Consider the following 16,601-nt stretch of genomic DNA (forward strand, 5'->3'; position numbering starts at 1 on the left):
AGGAATTGGAGGAGTCATCGTGCCCGGATCCCCGCACATCGTGCGTGACGTGATGACGCGTGACGTCGCCGTCGTCGGCCGCGACGCCGCGTTCAAGGACATCGTGCGGACTCTGCAGGACCGCCGGGTCAGCGCCCTGCCCGTCGTGGACGGCGAGGGCCGGGTCCTCGGCGTCGTCTCCGAGGCCGATCTGCTGCACAAGGAGGAGTTCCGCGACAGCGACCCCGACCGGTACACGCAGCTGCGCCGGCTGTCCGACCTGGCGAAGGCCGGTTCGGTGACCGCGGGCGAGCTGATGACCCGTCCCGCCCTCACCGTCACCGCCGACGCGACGCTCGCCCAGGCCGCCCGCACCATGGCACGGGCCAAGGTCAAGCGCCTGCCCGTGGTCGACGCGGACGGACGCCTGGAAGGTGTCGTCAGCCGGGTCGACCTGCTGAAGGTGTTCCTGCGGCGCGACGAGGAGATCGCGGAGGAGGTGCGGCGGGAGGTCGTGGCCTACCTCTTCCCGGAGCCTGGACCGGCGGTACGGGTCGACGTCCTCGACGGCGTCGTGCGCCTGGGCGGCCAGATCCGGGACAAGTCGCTGGTGCCGGTGGCGGCACGGCTGGTGCGAGCGGTGGAGGGGGTTGTGGATGTGGTGTTCGAGCTGGACGGGCAGGACACCTCGACGCCGTGAGGCCGTGCAGCGCACGGCGCACACGCCCGTGGCAACCTACGCTGAGCAGGTCCTCCGGCCCGCCCTCTGAGGGGCAGAATGGAAGACGAACACCGGCAGCAAGGTCTCACCGCACGCACCACCGTCAGGGGCCGACAGGCCAGTGCGGAGGGGCCAGTCGGCGCGCCAAGGGGACGGGTTGGGCCGGTCGGCCCTAGTGGCCGAGGCCTGGACGCGTGATGATCGTCGTCAGGACGGCCCACAGGGCCGTCACACGCCCGGGGAACAAGGGGTCCAGATGACCGAGCCACGCACCTTCACCGCGCAGGACCCGATCCGCGTGTTCCTGCTGGACGACCACGAAGTCGTCCGGCGCGGGCTGTCCGACCTGCTGGACAGCGAGCCGGACATCTCCGTCGTCGGGGACGCCGCGAACGTCGAGCATGCCCTGGTAAGGGCCCCGGCGGTCCGCCCGCACGTGGCCGTGCTCGACGTACGTCTCCCGGACGGCGACGGCATCACCGTCTGCCGTGAGCTGCGCAGCCAGATGCCGGAGCTGGCGTGTCTGATGCTGACGTCGTTCGACGACGAGGACGCCCTGCTCGACGCGATCATGGCCGGGGCGTCCGGCTATGTGCTCAAGCAGATCAAGGGCTCGGACCTCGTGTCGGCGGTACGCACAGTCGCCTCGGGTCAGTCGATGCTCGACCCCGCGACGACGGCCCGGCTGATGCGCTCCCTGCGCACCGAGCCCGCACAGGCCCCGGCCGAGGCTCCGGAGCTCGCGGGGCTGTCCCCGCGCGAGCGGGAGATCCTCGCGCTGATCGGGGACGGTCTCACCAACCGCGAGATCGGCAAGAGGCTGTACCTGTCGGAGAAGACCGTCAAGAACCACATCTCCCGGCTGCTGGCCAAGCTGGGTGTCCAGCGCCGCGTCCAGGCTGCCGTGCTCGCCACGCACCTGGAGCAGCCCGAGCCGACGGGTGAACGTCCGGCACGCTGACGCGAACCGAGGCCGTACCGGACGCTGAACCGAACCGGCGCTGCTCTGCGTGCCGTTGGACCGTCCTGCTCCCACACCGATCCGAACCGAGGCCGCCCGACAGGCCGTTGGGCCCTCCGGCGCATTGTCGGGCCGTACGGCCCATGCCCTGACCGGTGCCGTGCGAGCCACCCTGGGGAGGGTCATCGAGCCGTCCCACCGTCCTTTCGGTGCGGGCGGGGAGGAGCCCCCATGCCCGCCATGCCCACTGCGGTCCCCGACGTCCGGACCCTGGAGACACTCGTCTCGGCAGCTTCGGCCGCGCCCTCGATCCACAACACCCAGCCCTGGCGGTTCCGCCTCGCCCCCGACAGCGACACGCTGGAGCTCCGGGCGGTGCCCGAGCGCGGCCTGCGCCACACCGACCCGTCGGGGCGCGCTCTGCACATGTCCGTGGGCTGCGCGCTGTTCAATCTCCGCATCGCCGTGGCGCACTTCGGCCGGGAGCCGGTGACCCGGCTGCTGCCCCGCCCCGACGAACCCGGCCTGCTCGCGACCGTGCGGCTGGGCGGTCCCGCCCGTTTCTCGGCGGTCCCTCGGCTGTACGACGCCCTGTGGCACCGGCACAGCAGCCGGCTGCCCTTCTCCGACCTGCCGATCTCCGGCTCCGTACTGGCCGAGCTCGCCGAGGCCGCTCACACCGAGGGTGCCGCGCTCGGCCGGCCCGGGGCCGATGTGGCCGACCAACTGCTGCGACTGACCCGAGAGGGGGAACAGCGCACCACGGCCGACCCTGACCGGTCCGCGGAGAGCCGCCGCTGGGTCCAGGAGCCGGACCACACCGGGCTCGGCATACCTCTGGCGGCCGTCGGGGCGCAGGATTACCGCGAGCACATACCCATGCGGGACTTCGCCGCCCACCGCCACCCTGCCGCCCTGACCGCCCGTCTCTTCGAGTCCCGGCCGACGATCGCGGTGCTGTCCACCGCGCACGACCGGCGCGCGGACTGGCTGCGCGCCGGGCAGGCCCTTGAACGCGTCCTGCTGGTGGCCACCGCCCACGGCATCCGGGCGTCACTGCTGCACCAGGCGATGGAGTGGCCCGACCTGCGCGGGCAGCTCGCGCCCGCCCCGCAGGACGACCGACGAGCCCACGCCCAGATGGTGATCCGCCTGGGCTACGGCCCTGAGGGTCCGCCGTCACCGCGGCGTACGGCGTCGCAGGCGCTGGAGGTCGCCGTACAGGCGATTCCCCGCTGAGCAGTGGGCGCTGAGCCGGCGGCGAGCCGAGGGAGCTTCCGCTTCACCGCCCCCGATCGCGCGAGCCACCGCACCCCACGCACACCCAACTCCACCAGCAGGACCGTGGATGCCGTCCCCAGGCACACCGCCCACTGCCCCGCATCGAGCGGCACCGTGCCGAACACCGTGCGCGCCCACGGCAGATGGACGGCGAGGACCTGCACCGCCAGCACACCGGCCAGGCACAGCCACAGCGTCCGGTTGCGGAACTGGTGGCGGCCGAGCAGAGGGCCGTCGTCGGCGCGGGCGTTGAGGGCGTTGAACAGCTGGAACAGGACGAACGTGGTGAACGCCATGGTCAGCGCGGTGTCGGTGTCGACCTGTTCGCGGGCGAGGGCCAGCACTGCCACCGTGCCCAGCGCCATGATCGCGCCGGCCCGGGTGACGGCCAGCAGGCGGCGGACGTCCAGGATCCGCTCGGCCGGGTCGCGCGGTGGATGGCGCATCACGTCGTCGCGGGCGGGGTCGACGGCCAGCGCCATGGCAGGCGGGCCGTCCATGATGATGTTGACCCACAGCAGCTGGGCCGCCGTCAGGGGGGCGGGCAGGCCCGCGAGGGAGGCGCCCAGCAGGGTCAGGATGGCGCCGACGTTGGTGGCCAGCTGGAAGCGGACGAACTTGACGATGTTGTCGTAGATCGCGCGTCCTTCGCGCACCGCCCGCACGATCGTGGAGAAGTCGTCGTCGGTGAGGACGACGTCGGCGGCCTCCTTGGCCACGTCCGTGCCGGTGCGACCCATCGCCACGCCGATGTGGGCGGCCCGCAGCGCCGCCGCGTCGTTCACGCCGTCGCCGGTCATGGCGACGATGTGACCGCGGGCCGTCAGGGCCCGCACGATCAGCACCTTGTGCTCCGGGGCGACCCGCGCGAACACGCCTATGTCGTCGATGCGTGCGGCCAGCTCGTCCTCGGCCATCCGGTCCAGCTCGGCGCCGGTCACCACCTGTCCGTCGATGTCGAGCTCGCGGGCGATGGCCGTGGCGGTGTCGGCGTGGTCACCGGTGATCATCTTCACCTCGACGCCCGCCGAACGGCACAGCGCCATCGCGTCCCGTGCCTGGGGACGCGGCGGATCGGCGATCCCGGCGACGGAGACGAGGGTGAGCCCCGGCAGCGCGGAGGGATCCGGCGTGCCGTCCACCAGGGCGGTGGCGGCGCCGAGGACGCGCAGCCCCGAACCGCCGAGCCGTGCGGTCACGGCCTCGACCTCGTCGCGGTGTCCGTCGTCCAGGGTACGCATGCCGTCGTCGGTCCGTACGTCGGTGCACAGGCCCAGCAGGACGTCGACCGCGCCCTTGACGTGGACGCGAGTGCGGCCGTCGGGTTCGGCGTGGAAGGTTGCCATGTACTTGGTGGCCGCGTCGAAGGGCAGCTCGCCGGTGCGCGGCAGCTCGGCCCGCAGACCGTCGGCGTCGACGCCGGTCTTGGCGGCAAGGACGACCAGTGCGGCCTCCGTGGGATCGCCCACGAAGCCGTCGTCGGTCAGGTGGGCGTCGTTGCAGAGGGCGAACGGCAGCACCGCGTACAGGAGTTGGTCGGCGCGGCCCTCGCCGCCGCGGACGGCGCCCTGGGTGCCGTAGCCCTCGCCGGTCACCTCGTAGAGCCGTCCCGCGGTCCAAAGGGCCCGCACGGTCATCTCGTTGAGGGTCAGCGTGCCGGTCTTGTCGCTGCACACGACTGTCGCCGAGCCGAGGGACTCAACCGAGGCCAGGCGTTTGACGATGGCGCCGCGCCGGGCCATGCGGTACACGCCGAGCGCGAGCGTCAGGGCCAGGACGGCGGGGAGCCCTTCGGGGATCGCGGCGACGGCAAGGGCCACGGCCCGCAGGGCGATGTCCCCCACTCCCTCGCCTCGGATCAGGGCGACGAGCGCGTAGGCGACGACCGCGACGCCGCTCAGCAGCGCGAGCCGGCGGCCTAAGCTGTCCAGCTGGATCTGGAGCGGGCTGGCCGGTTCGGCGCCGGTGCGCAACGCCTCGGCGATCGACCCGAGTTCGGTGCGCATACCGGTGGCCGTGACGATCATCTCGGCACGGCCCCGGGTCACCGCGGTGTTCATGAACAGCATGCTGCAGCGCTCGGCGAGCGGAACCGGGCCGGTCGCGGTGGCTTCGACGGCCATGGTGCTCTTGGCGACCGGCTGGGACTCTCCGGTCAGGGCCGCCTCGGCGACCTCCACCGACTCGGCGACGGTGAGCCGCCCGTCGGCGGGGACGCGGTCGCCGGCCTCCAGCAGAACTACGTCACCGGGTACGAGGGTGTGGGCCTCGGCCACTCGTTCCGTCCCGTCGCGGCGGACGCGGGCGGTGGGCACGAGCATCCGGCGCAGCGCCTCCAGACTGCGCTCGGCGCGTCGTTCCTGGAGGTAACCGAGGACGGCGTTGATCTGGAGGACGACGGTGATCACCAGGGCGTCCTTGATGTCGCCGATGGCCCCGGCCACCACGGCGGCGATCAGCAGGATCCCGATCAGCCAGTTGCGGAACTGGTCGAGGAACTTCAGCCATTCGGGCCGCCGGGCCGGTTCGGCCAGCCGGTTGGGTCCGAAGACCGTGGCGCGCTCGTCGGCCTCGCGCCTGCTCAGACCGGTCGCCGGGTCGACTCCGAGACGGGCCGCCACCTGCTCGGGGGCGAGCCGATGGACGTCCGCCCCCGCGACCGGCTCCGGCGCGACCTGTGCCGCAAGTCGCTCTCCCACGGTCACACCTCACCCGTCCGGACGACGGCGACCGGGCAGTGCGCGTGGTGCAGCACCGCCTGGCTGACCGAGCCCAGCAGCAGCCCGGCGAAACCGCCCCGGCCCCGCGCCCCGACCACGACGACCCCGGCCTCGGCGCTCGCCTCGATGAGCGAGTGCCGGATCCCGCCGCGCACCATCCGGCGGTGCACGGTGACGTCCGGGTACTTCTCCCCCAGCCCGCCCAGCGCCTCGGCGAGCACCCGCTGCTCCTCGTCGCGCAGCCGGTCCTCGTCGTACGTCACGAAGGGCGGGTCGCCCGGGCCGTCGTAGGCGCGCTCGGTCCGGGTGTTCCAGGCGTGCAGCGCGATCAGGTCCGTGCCGTGCAGGGAGGCCTGCGCGAAGGCGAACTCGACGGCTCCGCGTGCCGCGGGTGAGCCGTCGACGGCGAGGAGGACGGGCCCGGCTGGGTTGGGCCTGCCGCGCACCACCAGCACCGGGCAGGCGGCGTGGGCGGCCAGATGACCGGCGGTGGAGCCGAGCAGCAGGGCCCCGAACCGGCTCAGGCCCCGGCTGCCGACCACGGCCAGAGACGCCGCGCGCGACTCGATCTCCAGCACCATCACCGGTTCGCCGACCACGATCTCGCGCATGACCTCGATCCCCGGCGCGGCCTCGTGGGCGCGCCGCTCGGCCTTGGCGAGCGTGCCGTCGATCAGCTCGCGCAACCCGGCGCCGCTCGGCTCCCAGGGCCGCCCGGGCGGAACGTGCGCGGCCGGCCAGCCGAAGGCGTGGACCAGCCGGAGCCCCACCCCCCGCAGCCCGGCCTCGCGCGCCGCGACCTCCACGGCCGCCATGCTCGACGGCGAGCCGTCCACCCCCACCACTACCGGGCCGTTCATCGCACTCCCCTTTCCCGGGCGGGATCCTCGGACTGCGTACGACTTCCGCGTGCCAGGCCCGCCAGGCTCCGTCCGACGTGGCGAGGGCAGCGCCATGCGGCCGGGCCTCTGGCCCGGCGACCTCGGGCCGATGCCCTCGCCTCCCCCTTGTCCCCACAGATTCGCCCCGCCGGTCGGATCCCGCACAGGGGCCGTACGGGCCAGGGAACGCCCCCATCCGGCCCTCGTCCCGTCGATGGCCGGACTCCCACGCTGGAAGCACGGAGGGAGAACACGCGCGGCGGCGTGCAACAGGCTGCCGCGCCGATACCGGAGGTGCGTCATGACCGGACCTGTCGTCGTCGGACTCGACGGTTCGCCCGCGAGCGTGACGGCCGCGTGGTGGGCCGCCCGCGAAGCAGCGGACCGCCATCTGCCCCTGGTCCTGCTCCACTCCTGGACCACCCAGCCCTTGGACGTGCCCATCGCCCAGGAGGCGCACAACAAGCAGCGCTACGGCCGGGAGGTCCTGGAGCGGGCCTCTGCCGAACTCCTGCATCGCCACGGTGACCTGGCCCTGACCACGGAACTGGTGTCGGCTCCTGCCGCACACGCCCTCCTGGAGCGCGGCGAGAGCGCGTCGATGCTCGTGCTCGGCTCGCGCGGGCACGGTTCCGTGGCGAGCTTCCTGCTCGGCACCATCAGCCTGCACGTGCTGGGCCTGACGCCCTGTCCGGCCGTCGCCGTGCGGGCAGGCGATCCGGCCGTCGAGGCGGGCTGGGGTCACCCGGCGGCGCCGGACCGGAACGAGGTCGTGGTCGGCGTGCAGGAGCCGGGAGCGACGGCCGGCCCGCTGCTGGAGTTCGCGTTCACCGCGGCCGCGGCGCGCGGCGCGCGGCTGCGGGCCGTGCGGGCGCTGCCCCTGACCTCGCTCGTCACCCAGCTCGACGAGGACTTCGAGGCCGAGGAGCGCGTGCGGCTGGCCGAAGCACTGGCACCGTGGCGGGAGAAGTTCCCCGACGTCCCCGTCACCAAGCACGTGGCCACGGGCCCCGCCACGCAGGTGCTGCTCACGGCGTCCGACCGCGGCTGCCTCACCGTCGTGGGGCGCAGGCGCCATTCGTCGCACCTGACCTGGAAGCTCGGACCGGTCGCCCACGCGGCCCTGCATCACGTACCGTGCCCCGTCGCCGTCGTTCCGCACGACTGAGCCGCCCGGGGCGAGGACCGTCATGAACCGTTTCCTTCCCGGGAGGCCGTCGCACCGGCTGCTGACGGCCCTCTCCCGTATGCCGCCGCTCGAATCGCTCCTGCTGGCCGACACCGTCGTCGCTCTGACCGTCGGCGGTGCCTTCTGGCTCGCGGGCGCCACCGGCCTCGCCGAACTGTGCTGGGCCCTGGGCACGGTCGTCGCCGTAGGGCCGGCGATCGGCTGGGTGCTGGGCGCGTTGCGCCGCGGGCAGGCGGGCGTGGACCTGATCGCGGTCCTGGCGCTGGGCGGCACCCTTGCCGTGGGCGAGTACCTGGCCGGATCCCTGATCGCGCTGATGCTCGCCACCGGACGGGCACTGGAGGCGTCCGCTCGGCAACGGGCCTCGCGCGACCTGCGCGCCCTGCTGGAGCACGCGCCCCGCACCGCCCGGCGCCGCACCGGCACCGACGTGCGCGAGGTGCCCCTGGCCGTAGTCGCCGTCGGTGACCTGCTCGTGGTCGGGCCCGGCGAGGTCGTCCCCGTCGACGGGAGCGTGGCGGGTGACCCGGCCGAGCTCGACGAGTCGGTGCTCACCGGCGAACCGCTGGCTGTACGGCACCCGCCGGGCGAGTCGGTGCGCAGTGGTGCGGTCAACGCGGGCGGCGCCTTCGAACTGCGCGCCACCGCGACCGCGCAGGACAGCACGTACGCCGGGATCGTACGGCTGGCCCGGCAGGCCTCCGCAGAGTCGGCACCCGTGGTGCGGCTGGCCGACCGGTACGCGGCCTGGTTCCTGCCGCTCACCGTGGCCGTGGCTGGGTTGACCTGGCTGATCAGCGGTTCCGCCGTGCGGGCGGTGGCGGTTCTGGTGGTCGCCACGCCGTGCCCGCTGCTGCTGGCGGCGCCGGTGGCCGTGGTCTCCGGGCTGTCGCGGGCATCGCGCCTGGGCGTGGTCATCCGAGACGGCGGAGCCCTTGAGAACCTCGGCCGGGCCCGCACGCTGCTGCTGGACAAGACCGGCACGCTCACCGGCGGCCATCCCCGGGTGCTCGACGTGATCGCCGCCCACGGCTGGCAGCCGTCGCAGGTGCTGCGGCTGGCCGCCTCGCTCGACCAGTACTCGCCGCACGTCCTCGCGCGGGCCCTCGTCGACGCCGCCCGCGAGCGGGGACTGCGGCTGTCCGTGCCCGCTGACGTGTCCGAGGAGCCCGGCCGCGGCGCACGGGGCACCATCGCGGGGCGCCGGATGGGCGTAGGCGGCCTCGACACCGACGCCGAGAAGCCCGCCTGGGCCCGCTCGGCGGACAACCGGGCCGTCCTGGACGGGGCGACCGTCGTCTGGCTCACCGTGGACAGCCGACCGGTCGGTGCCGTCCTGCTGCGCGACGCGCTGCGCCACGACGCGCCACGCACGCTGCGCCGGCTGCGCTCGGCCGGCGTCGAACGGCTCGTCATGCTCACCGGCGACCGCCCCGAACCCGCCCACGAGGTCGGCGCCGTGCTCGGCCTCGACGACGTCCGGGCGGGCCTGTCCCCGGCCGGCAAGGTCACCGCGGTGCGCGCCGAACGCGACCGTGCGGTCACCGTGATGGTGGGCGACGGCGTCAACGACGCACCCGCCCTCGCCGCCGCCGACGTCGGCGTGGCGATGGGCGCGCGCGGCTCCACCGCGTCCTCGGAGACCGCCGACATCGTGCTGACCACCGACCGGGTGGACCGCCTGGCCGACGCGGTCGGCATCGCCGTACGATCCCGGCGTATCGCCGTGCAGAGCGCCCTCGGCGGCATGGCGCTGTCGCTGATCGCGATGGCCGCGGCCGCCCTCGGCTTCCTCCCGCCCGCCGTCGGCGCCCTGCTCCAGGAGGGCATCGATGTCGCGGTGATCCTCAACGCCCTGCGCGCGCTGGGCGACGACCGCAGGGCACGCCCCACGCTCCAGCCGTCCACGGAGGCCCTCATCCACCGCTTCGCGAGGGAGCACGACGACCTGCAGGACGTCCTGGAGGCCGTGCGCTCCGCCGCCGACCACCTCTCGGACAGCCCCGGACCACAGGCCCTCGCGGCCGTCCGCCATGTGCACCACCTGCTCACCGAACGGCTCCTGCCGCACGAGTACGCCGAGGAGCACCAGCTGTACCCGGCCCTCGCCCCCACGCTCGGCGGCCCCGAGGCCACCGCCACGATGAGCCGGGCCCACGTCGAGATCGACCGCCTCGCCCACCGCATCGCCACCCACCTCGCCCTGGCCGGGCCCGAAGGAATCCTGGCCCCGGAGCAACTCGACGACCTGCGGGCCTGCCTGTACGGGCTGCACACGGTGCTGCGGCTGCACTTCACGCAGGAGGAGGAGAACTACTTCTCGCTCGCGCCCTGAAAACGCCACGAACACGCCCTGCGGGCCCCGCCCGTGGAGGCGATGTCATGACCGTTCCCGGGCCACACCCGGACGCCACTCAGCCACCAGCGCCACCAGCTCGCGCGGGCTGCTGCGCCCCGACGCCGGGACCATGCACGTGGCGGGCCGTCCGGTGAGCACCGCCGCCGGCCCGGCCAAGCAACTCATCGGCCTCGTCCCTCAGGACGTGGCCCTGTACCCCCCGACCTGAGCGTCCGCGAGAACCTCCGCTTCTTCGGCCGCCTCCACCGGCTGCCGCGCCGTCAGTCGGAGCGCCGCGTCGACGAGGTGCTGGACCTCATCGACCTCGGTTCCCGGGACCGCGACGGCGTCGAGTCCCTGTCGGGCGGCATGCGCCGCCGCCTCAACATCGGGGCCGGGCTGGCGCATTCGCCGACGCTGCCGGTGCCGGACGAGCCGACCGTCGGCGTCGACCCGCCGAGCCGGCACGCGATCCTGGAGAGCGTCACCCGGTTCGGCGAGGAGGGCATGGCCGTCCTCTCCACCACGCACTAAAGGGAGGAGGCCGAGCGCCTCTGCGACCGGGTCGGCATCATCGACCGGGGCCGCCGGGTCGCCGAGGGCACCCCGCGCGAGCTGGTGGCGCTGGTGGCCGAGCGGGACCGGGTGCGGCTGACCGCCGCCGGCGGCCTCACGGCCTACCGTCCGGAGCGTCCAAGTGCCGGTGGAGCCCACGGGCAGCGCCGGGCACGGCGCCGTGTCCCCGGTGTCGGCCGTCCTGGCCGAGCACGCGGCACGGCTGCAGGCCGCCCTGTTCGCCGGTGACGAGGCCGGCGGGTCCTTCGACGAGAACCTCGCACTCGCCCGAGGCGCAAAGCAGGCCGCGTCCCCGACCGTCGTCCGCAGCGAGACCGTCAACGGCCAGAGCGACTTCCTGCCGCTCGGCTACAGCTACAGCACACCGACCATGCTGGTGCTGTTCGTGTTCATCAACGCACTGGCAGGCGGTGCTGCCATCGTGCAGACACGCCGGACGGGGGTGTACGCCCGCGCGCTCCCTGCACCCGTCGCCGCCCGCACCCTGGTGTTCGGCGAGACGATCGCCTGTCTGCTGCTGGCGGTCCTGCAGTCCCTGCTGATCGTCGGCGTCGGGGCGCCGGCCTTCAACGCGCAGTGGGGCGATCCCCCCGCCGCGGGCGTGCTGGTCACCGCATGGGCCGTGGTGGGGCACCGGCGCCGGTGTGCCGGCCGGGGCCCTGTTCCGTACGCCGGAGCAGGTGCACGCAATCGGCCCCACCCTCGGCATCGCGATGGGCATGCCGGGCGGCTGCATGTGGCCGCCGGCCGTGGCCCCCGACCGGCTGCGCGGCGCCGGACACGCGATGCCGCACGCCTGGGCCGTCGACGCGTGGACGACGCTCCTGTCCCGGGACGGGAACCTGGCCGCGATCCTGCGCGACGTGGGCATCCTCGCCGCCTCGCCACCGCCCTCCTCACCGTCGCGTCCCTGTCGCTGCGGCACCGGCTGACGACCGGCGCCGGGGCATGACCGCCGGCCGCCGCCGATCGGCCCTCGCGTGGGGCCGGTCGGCCCGCGCATCGGGCAACTCATCCGCGCTGTACTGGAGTTGAGGGACCCATTCGTTCCTCCTTCGCGAAAGGAGTCAAGGCATGGCTACGTCACGCACGTTCCGTCGCGTCGCGCTCGTCGGCGCGGCGGCGGCCGTCGGAGCCTCGGTGCCGGCGGCCGCGAGCGGCGGCGTCCGGGCGGACACTCCGGCCACCGTCACCACGGTCACCACCGCCCCTGCTCGCAGCGGGAGCCCGACGAGCACGGTCGACCGGGTCGCCGACTTCTACGGCGCCTACATCGACGTCCTGTTCGACTCCGGGCGCGGCCGGCTGGCCGACTCCCTGCGCGGCCACTACCTCACCGAGCAGCTGCGCAGCGTCCTGGCTCGCTGGGAGGCCGCCCACCACAGGGACGGCGTGCTGCGCGCCAAGGGCGTGCCGATCGCCTGGAAGGTGGTCTACAACGACAGCGGGATGGGGCACTGCTGGACCCGGGTCACGCTCACCTGGCAGGACTCCGGGAACCGGGTGCACCGCACGCGGTTGATGGTGCAGTCCGACCTGGCGACGCGGCTCATCTCGGGTATCAAGGCAGCCTGACAGCCGGGGGCGGCCCGCTCAACGGCCGCGGGTGTCGCGGCCGAAGGGCGGTCGACGGCCGCCCCGGCTGACGGTCAGTCCGGCTGACGGTCAGTCCGGGAGTTCCAGCCGGGCCGTCTCCCCGGGTTCGACACTGACCGCGCGGTCCGGCAGCCGTACGTCGATGGCGGACGCGTCCGAGGAGGGAACGGCGATCTCCAGCTTCCCGCGCTCCAGGCGCAGTCGTACGCCCCAGTGCCCCTGGTAGCGCAGAGCGAAGCCGTACGAGGACAGTTCCGGCAGCGGCACCGGATCGAGCCACAGCGCCCCCTCGCGGGTCTCCAGGCCGGTCAGCCCGCGCTGGACGAGGTCGAGGGTGCCGGCCATGGCGCCCAGGTGGATGCCTTCGCCGGTGGTGCCGCCCTGGACGTCGGCGATGTCGCCCTGCAGTGCCTCCTGGCAGAACTTCCACGCCTCGGCGCGCCGTGCCCGGGCCAGGACCCAGCCGTGGACCAGGCCGCTGAGGGTGGAGCCGTGGCTGGTGCGGTGCATGTAGTAGTCGACGGTGCGCCGCCACATCTCCTCGTCCAGCCGGACACCCAACCGGCCGAAAAGGCCCCCCAGTTCGGCCGGTGAGAAGAGGTAGCCGAGCATGAGGACATCGGCCTGCTTGGAGGCCTGGTAGCGGTTGACGGTGTCGCCCTCCGCCTCAAGGATCCGGTCCAGCCGCCGAATGTCGCCGTACCGCTCCCGGTACCCCTCCCAAGCAAGCTCGGCGAGCTCGCCGTAGCCCGCGAACTGGCTGATGACGCCGCCGTGGAACGGCACATGGAGCGTCCGCGAGACGTCCTCCCACCGTTCGAGTTCGCCCCCGTCCAGGCCGGTGCGCTCCACGAGCTCGCGCCGGCGGGGCTCCGGAAGGACGCCCAGCAGCTCCAGCGTGCGGGCGAGCACCCAGGCGGCCGTGACATTCGTGTACGCGTTGTCGTCGAGGCCAGGCGCGTCGGCACCGGGGTAGGACTCGTGGTACTCGTCGGGGCCGACCACGCCCCTGATGCGGTGCCGTCCGAGGCTGTCGTCGTAGACGGCCTTGTCCGCCCAGAAGCGGGCGATCTGCAACAGCATCTCGGCGCCCTTGGTGTGCAGGAACTCCATGTCGCCGCTCGCCTCGCAGTACTGCCACACGTTGTACGCGATCGCCGAACCGACATGATGCTGGAGACGGGAGTGGTCGGGCAGCCAGCGTCCCGAGCGCGGGTTGAGATGCAGCTGCTGGGTCTCCTCACGCCCGTCGCTGCCGCTCTGCCACGGGTACAGGGCACCCCGGCGGCCCGCTGCAACGGCAGCAGTACAGGCCTGTTCGAGGCGGCGGTGGCGGTAGCGCAGTAGGGCCCGGGAGACCTCCGGGAAGTGCAGGTTGAGGAAGGGCAGCACGAACAGCTCGTCCCAGAAGACATGGCCGCGGTAGGCCTCGCCGTGCAGTCCCCGGGCGGGCACGCCGACGTCGAGGTCGGCGGTGTGCGGGGAGAGGGTCTGCAGGACGTGGAAGAGGTGCAGCCGCAGGATGCGGCCCGACTGACCCGCGACGTCGAGTTCGGCGCGACGCCAGAGCTGGTCCCAGGCCGTGAGGTGGGTTTCGAGCAGGTCGTCGAAGCCGGGTGCCCGGCCCACCCGGTCGACGGCGGCGTGCAGCGGGTCGCTGATGGCCGGGTCGCGGGAGGTGTGCAGGGCGACGACCTTGTCGACGGTCGCCGGGCGGCCCTCCACCAGTTCCAGACAGGTGTGCTGGGTGGTACGGGTGCTCTTGTTCCGGATCGAGACCGGCGGGTCGGCGGTCAGCCGGGCGGCCATGCCGATCCGGATGTCCGAGGTACGGGTGCGACAGCGCAGCCAGACCGTGTCCGCGGCGGCGGTGCCCGCGTGCACGTGCGTGAGGTGGTGGCCGTCCAGGTCGCGGTAGCGCGGGACACCGGCGTTGGTGACGCCGCCGTCGAGCAGCGCCTCGACCTCGAGTTCGCCGGAGAAGCCCTCGGCTGTGAACTCGGTACGCAGCGCTGCCAGATGCGGATCGGCCATGTGGACGATCCGCTGCTGACGCACCGCCAGCACCCGGCCCCCGCCGAGGTCGTAGCGGGTGCGCCGTTCGAGCATGCCCGAGGCCAGGCGCAGGTCCAGGCGGTGGGTGAGCACCGGGTCGGTGTCGGGGTTGAGCCACTGGCCGTCGCGCAGGCGGAAGCGCAGCGGCAGCCAGTTCGGGACGTTGACCATGTCCTCGTTCTCGACCCGACGGCCCGCCACGTCGGAGGTGAGCCGGTTGTAGATGCCCGCGATGTAGGTGCCCGGGGAGTGGATCTCGTCGGGCGCGCACTCCGGGAGCGCGCCCCGGGTGGCGAAGTAGCCGTTGCCGAGGGTGCACAGAGATTCCCTCAGGCGTTGCTGCGCGGGATCGTAGCCTTCGTACTCCCAGGTCCAGCCCGTCACTTCGACGCTCCTCGCACCAGCAGTTCCGCCAGATCCCGTACGACGATGTCGGCACCGTGCCGCCGCAGCCGCTCCCCCGAGTCCCCGGAGGCGGCCCGGTCCACCCCGACGACGAGAGCGAACCCGCCGCTGCGCCCGGCCTCGACACCGGCCAGGGCGTCCTCCACGACGGCGGCGCGGCCGGCGGGAACCCCGAGCCGATCGACTGCCGTGAGGAACAAGTCGGGCCGCGGCTTGCCCGGCAGGTTCAGCCGGGCGGCCTCGCCACCGTCCACGAGGACGTCGAAGAGCTCGCGCACCCCGGCCCGGGCGAGCAGCTCTCCGGCGTGGCGGGAGGCCGAGGCCGCCGCGACGGGCACCCCCGCCCGGCGAAGGGCACGCACCAGCCGCACCGTTCCCGGGTAGGCGTCCACGCCGTGTGCGCGCAGCCGCTCGGTGAACAGCCGCTCCTTGTCGGAGGCGACGTCCCGCACCGTCTCGTCCGACGCATCGATACCGCGCGAGGCGAGGAAGGCGGCGGCCCCGTCGAGGCGGGACTTGCCGTCCACGAACCGGAGGTAGTCGTCCCGGACGTCGAAAGGGAGACGCCGCGCAGGATCCGCCGGCGGATGCGCGCGCAGGAAGGCGTCGAACGCCGTCTTCCACGCTGCCGCGTGCACCCGCGCCGAGTCGGTGATCACTCCGTCGGTGTCGAAGACGACGGCTCGGATGTCCCGTAAGACGGGTGCGAGTGCGTCCGGGGACGTCGTCGGGGTGAGGGGGCGCTCCATGGTCATGGTCACTCCGGTTGCGGTACGACGGCTACGGGGCAGGGAGCATGGTGCAGCAGCGTGTGCCCCACCCGGCCCAGCTGAAGCCCGAAGTGGCCGGACCGGCGCCGCGCTCCGACCACGACGAGGTCGGCGGCCGCCGACCGGCGCAGGAGCACCCGGTGGGCCGGTCCCTCCACCGTGTCGCGACGCACCGGTACGCCGGGGTGGTCCGCCATCGGGTCGTGGAGCACGGCGTCGAGCAGGGCGGACGCCCGTTCCTTCTGGTGGTGGGCCGGCTCGCCGGTGCTCACGTGGTGGTCGACCGACTCCTGGACGGGAACACGCCAGGCCCGCACGACATCGAGCGTGCATCGGCGTGCCTCGGCCTCGCGGAAGGCGAATCGCATCGCCTCACCGGCGATCGAGGGGTCGGCCGCGCCGAGCAGGATCCGCCCGTGGGTGTCTGCCAGGCCGGCCTTCACACCGCGGACCACGATCACCGGTCCGTGGGCGCGAGCCGCCACGGCCAGGCCGACCGATCCCAGGAGCAGGCCGGCGAACTCACCGCGGCCGCGTGATCCGGTCACCACGGCGAAGGCGTGATGGGCTTCGCCCAGAAGCGCGTTCGCCGCCTCGTCGGGGACCACGTCGACCGAGACCTTCACCTCGGGGTTGCGTCGATGGGCGCGTTCGGCCGCGGTGCCGACGAGGGTCTCCGCCATGACTCGCTCAGCCGGGCGTTCCGCTCCGGCGGAGGCCACGTTGCCCTCGTACCGCTCCCACAGGGACGCGTACACCAGGCGCAGCGGCAGACCGTGCCGGGCCGCCTCGTCCACGGCCCAGTCGACCGCGCCGAGACTCGGCTCCGATCCGTCGACGCCTACGACCAGGGGCAGCTCCATCGCGCCCACCGCCTTCCGTCGGGCCGCAGGGGGATGCGGCGCGGGTCCACTCCACCCTCGCACTTCGGGTCCGGCGGCAGCAGGGGTGAGTCGGCCCCATCCGGGGCCGTTGGGCCCATGCAGGGGTGCCGGGGAGCACCGGTGCGGGAGAGAACGCCGGGCCGACCCGCACACCGGCGGCATGAGGGCCGATCGGCCCGGCGGCCTGCCCGAGCAGCCCTTGGAACGTCCCGCGCCTGGGTGAAGGCTGGAGGTGAACGCCTGGC

13 protein-coding genes are annotated in these 16,601 nt (G+C 73.5%); 8 read left to right on the top strand and 5 right to left on the bottom strand.

Annotated features, from left to right (window positions below; all coding sequences use genetic code 11):
- Positions 1 to 19: 19 nt before the first annotated feature.
- The 3 genes from BLU79_RS14900 to BLU79_RS14910 all read left to right on the top strand — a co-directional run bounded on the left by BLU79_RS14900 (position 20) and on the right by BLU79_RS14910 (position 2,900).
- The gene (locus BLU79_RS14900) at positions 20 to 679 is read left to right on the top strand and encodes a CBS domain-containing protein (RefSeq protein WP_093906228.1); all 660 of its coding nucleotides are present in this window, start codon (positions 20 to 22) and stop codon (positions 677 to 679) included.
- Between the two features lie 277 nt (positions 680 to 956).
- Positions 957 to 1,661 carry a response regulator gene (locus BLU79_RS14905; protein WP_093906229.1) on the top strand — a complete coding sequence of 235 codons (705 nt, stop codon included), beginning with the start codon at positions 957 to 959 and terminating at the stop codon, positions 1,659 to 1,661.
- A gap of 240 nt (positions 1,662 to 1,901) precedes the next feature.
- Complete coding sequence (locus tag BLU79_RS14910) at positions 1,902 to 2,900, top strand: Acg family FMN-binding oxidoreductase (protein ID WP_093906476.1); 999 nt, start codon at positions 1,902 to 1,904, stop codon at positions 2,898 to 2,900.
- Here the strand turns inward: BLU79_RS14910 and BLU79_RS14915 are convergent.
- Both BLU79_RS14915 and BLU79_RS14920 read right to left on the bottom strand, forming a co-directional pair.
- Positions 2,819 to 5,641: a cation-translocating P-type ATPase gene (locus BLU79_RS14915; RefSeq protein WP_093906230.1), complete on the bottom strand. Its 2,823-nt coding sequence runs from the start codon at positions 5,639 to 5,641 to the stop codon at positions 2,819 to 2,821. The genes BLU79_RS14910 and BLU79_RS14915 overlap by 82 nt on opposite strands.
- Positions 5,642 to 5,643: 2 nt before the next feature.
- Positions 5,644 to 6,522 carry a universal stress protein gene (locus BLU79_RS14920; protein WP_093906231.1) on the bottom strand — a complete coding sequence of 293 codons (879 nt, stop codon included), beginning with the start codon at positions 6,520 to 6,522 and terminating at the stop codon, positions 5,644 to 5,646.
- A 322-nt stretch (positions 6,523 to 6,844) separates the two neighbouring features.
- Between BLU79_RS14920 and BLU79_RS14925 the strand changes: the two genes are divergently transcribed.
- The 5 genes from BLU79_RS14925 (at position 6,845) to BLU79_RS14945 (ending at position 12,221) form a co-directional block, all read left to right on the top strand.
- Entirely contained in the window at positions 6,845 to 7,711 is an 867-nt protein-coding gene (locus BLU79_RS14925) for a universal stress protein (RefSeq protein ID WP_093906232.1), read from the top strand.
- Positions 7,712 to 7,733: 22 nt separating this feature from the next.
- Positions 7,734 to 10,067 (top strand): heavy metal translocating P-type ATPase, encoded by a 2,334-nt coding sequence (locus BLU79_RS14930; RefSeq protein WP_093906233.1) that lies wholly within the window; start codon positions 7,734 to 7,736, stop codon positions 10,065 to 10,067.
- Between the two features lie 228 nt (positions 10,068 to 10,295).
- The gene (locus BLU79_RS48595; RefSeq protein WP_218137779.1) at positions 10,296 to 10,604 is read left to right on the top strand and encodes an ATP-binding cassette domain-containing protein; all 309 of its coding nucleotides are present in this window, start codon (positions 10,296 to 10,298) and stop codon (positions 10,602 to 10,604) included.
- 163 nt (positions 10,605 to 10,767) lie between these two features.
- On the top strand, positions 10,768 to 11,598 hold the full coding sequence (locus tag BLU79_RS14940) for a hypothetical protein (protein WP_093906234.1): 831 nt from the start codon (positions 10,768 to 10,770) through the stop codon (positions 11,596 to 11,598).
- Positions 11,599 to 11,720: 122 nt separating this feature from the next.
- Positions 11,721 to 12,221, top strand: coding sequence for a hypothetical protein (locus BLU79_RS14945; protein ID WP_093906235.1), 501 nt, complete (start codon positions 11,721 to 11,723; stop codon positions 12,219 to 12,221).
- A 90-nt stretch (positions 12,222 to 12,311) separates the two neighbouring features.
- Here the strand turns inward: BLU79_RS14945 and BLU79_RS14950 are convergent, their stop codons facing one another.
- The 3 genes from BLU79_RS14950 to BLU79_RS14960 are packed head-to-tail and all read right to left on the bottom strand — an operon-like array spanning position 12,312 to position 16,335.
- A complete protein-coding gene (locus tag BLU79_RS14950; protein WP_093906236.1) occupies positions 12,312 to 14,681 on the bottom strand; it encodes a glycoside hydrolase family 65 protein in 2,370 nt (789 codons plus the stop codon).
- Complete coding sequence (locus BLU79_RS14955; protein WP_093906237.1) at positions 14,678 to 15,457, bottom strand: HAD family hydrolase; 780 nt, start codon at positions 15,455 to 15,457, stop codon at positions 14,678 to 14,680. Before BLU79_RS14955 ends, BLU79_RS14950 begins: the two co-directional genes overlap by 4 nt.
- A gap of 2 nt (positions 15,458 to 15,459) precedes the next feature.
- Positions 15,460 to 16,335 (bottom strand): universal stress protein, encoded by an 876-nt coding sequence (locus BLU79_RS14960; protein WP_093906238.1) that lies wholly within the window; start codon positions 16,333 to 16,335, stop codon positions 15,460 to 15,462.
- Between the last annotated feature and the right edge of the window lie 266 nt (positions 16,336 to 16,601).

Source organism: Streptomyces sp. cf386, assembly GCF_900103585.1.
Classification (GTDB): Bacteria; Actinomycetota; Actinomycetes; order Streptomycetales; family Streptomycetaceae; genus Streptomyces.

Excerpts from the sequence above, each read along its gene's own strand:
- BLU79_RS14905 (WP_093906229.1), top strand. The coding sequence starts at position 957 with ATGACCGAGCCACGCACCTTCACCGCGCAGGACCCGATCCGCGTGTTC.
- BLU79_RS14945 (WP_093906235.1), top strand. The coding sequence starts at position 11,721 with ATGGCTACGTCACGCACGTTCCGTCGCGTCGCGCTCGTCGGCGCGGCG.
- BLU79_RS14955 (WP_093906237.1), bottom strand. The coding sequence starts at position 15,457 with ATGACCATGGAGCGCCCCCTCACCCCGACGACGTCCCCGGACGCACTC.
- BLU79_RS14920 (WP_093906231.1), bottom strand. The coding sequence starts at position 6,522 with ATGAACGGCCCGGTAGTGGTGGGGGTGGACGGCTCGCCGTCGAGCATG.
- BLU79_RS14930 (WP_093906233.1), top strand. The coding sequence starts at position 7,734 with ATGAACCGTTTCCTTCCCGGGAGGCCGTCGCACCGGCTGCTGACGGCC.
- BLU79_RS14910 (WP_093906476.1), top strand. The coding sequence starts at position 1,902 with ATGCCCACTGCGGTCCCCGACGTCCGGACCCTGGAGACACTCGTCTCG.
- BLU79_RS14960 (WP_093906238.1), bottom strand. The coding sequence starts at position 16,335 with ATGGAGCTGCCCCTGGTCGTAGGCGTCGACGGATCGGAGCCGAGTCTC.
- BLU79_RS14925 (WP_093906232.1), top strand. The coding sequence starts at position 6,845 with ATGACCGGACCTGTCGTCGTCGGACTCGACGGTTCGCCCGCGAGCGTG.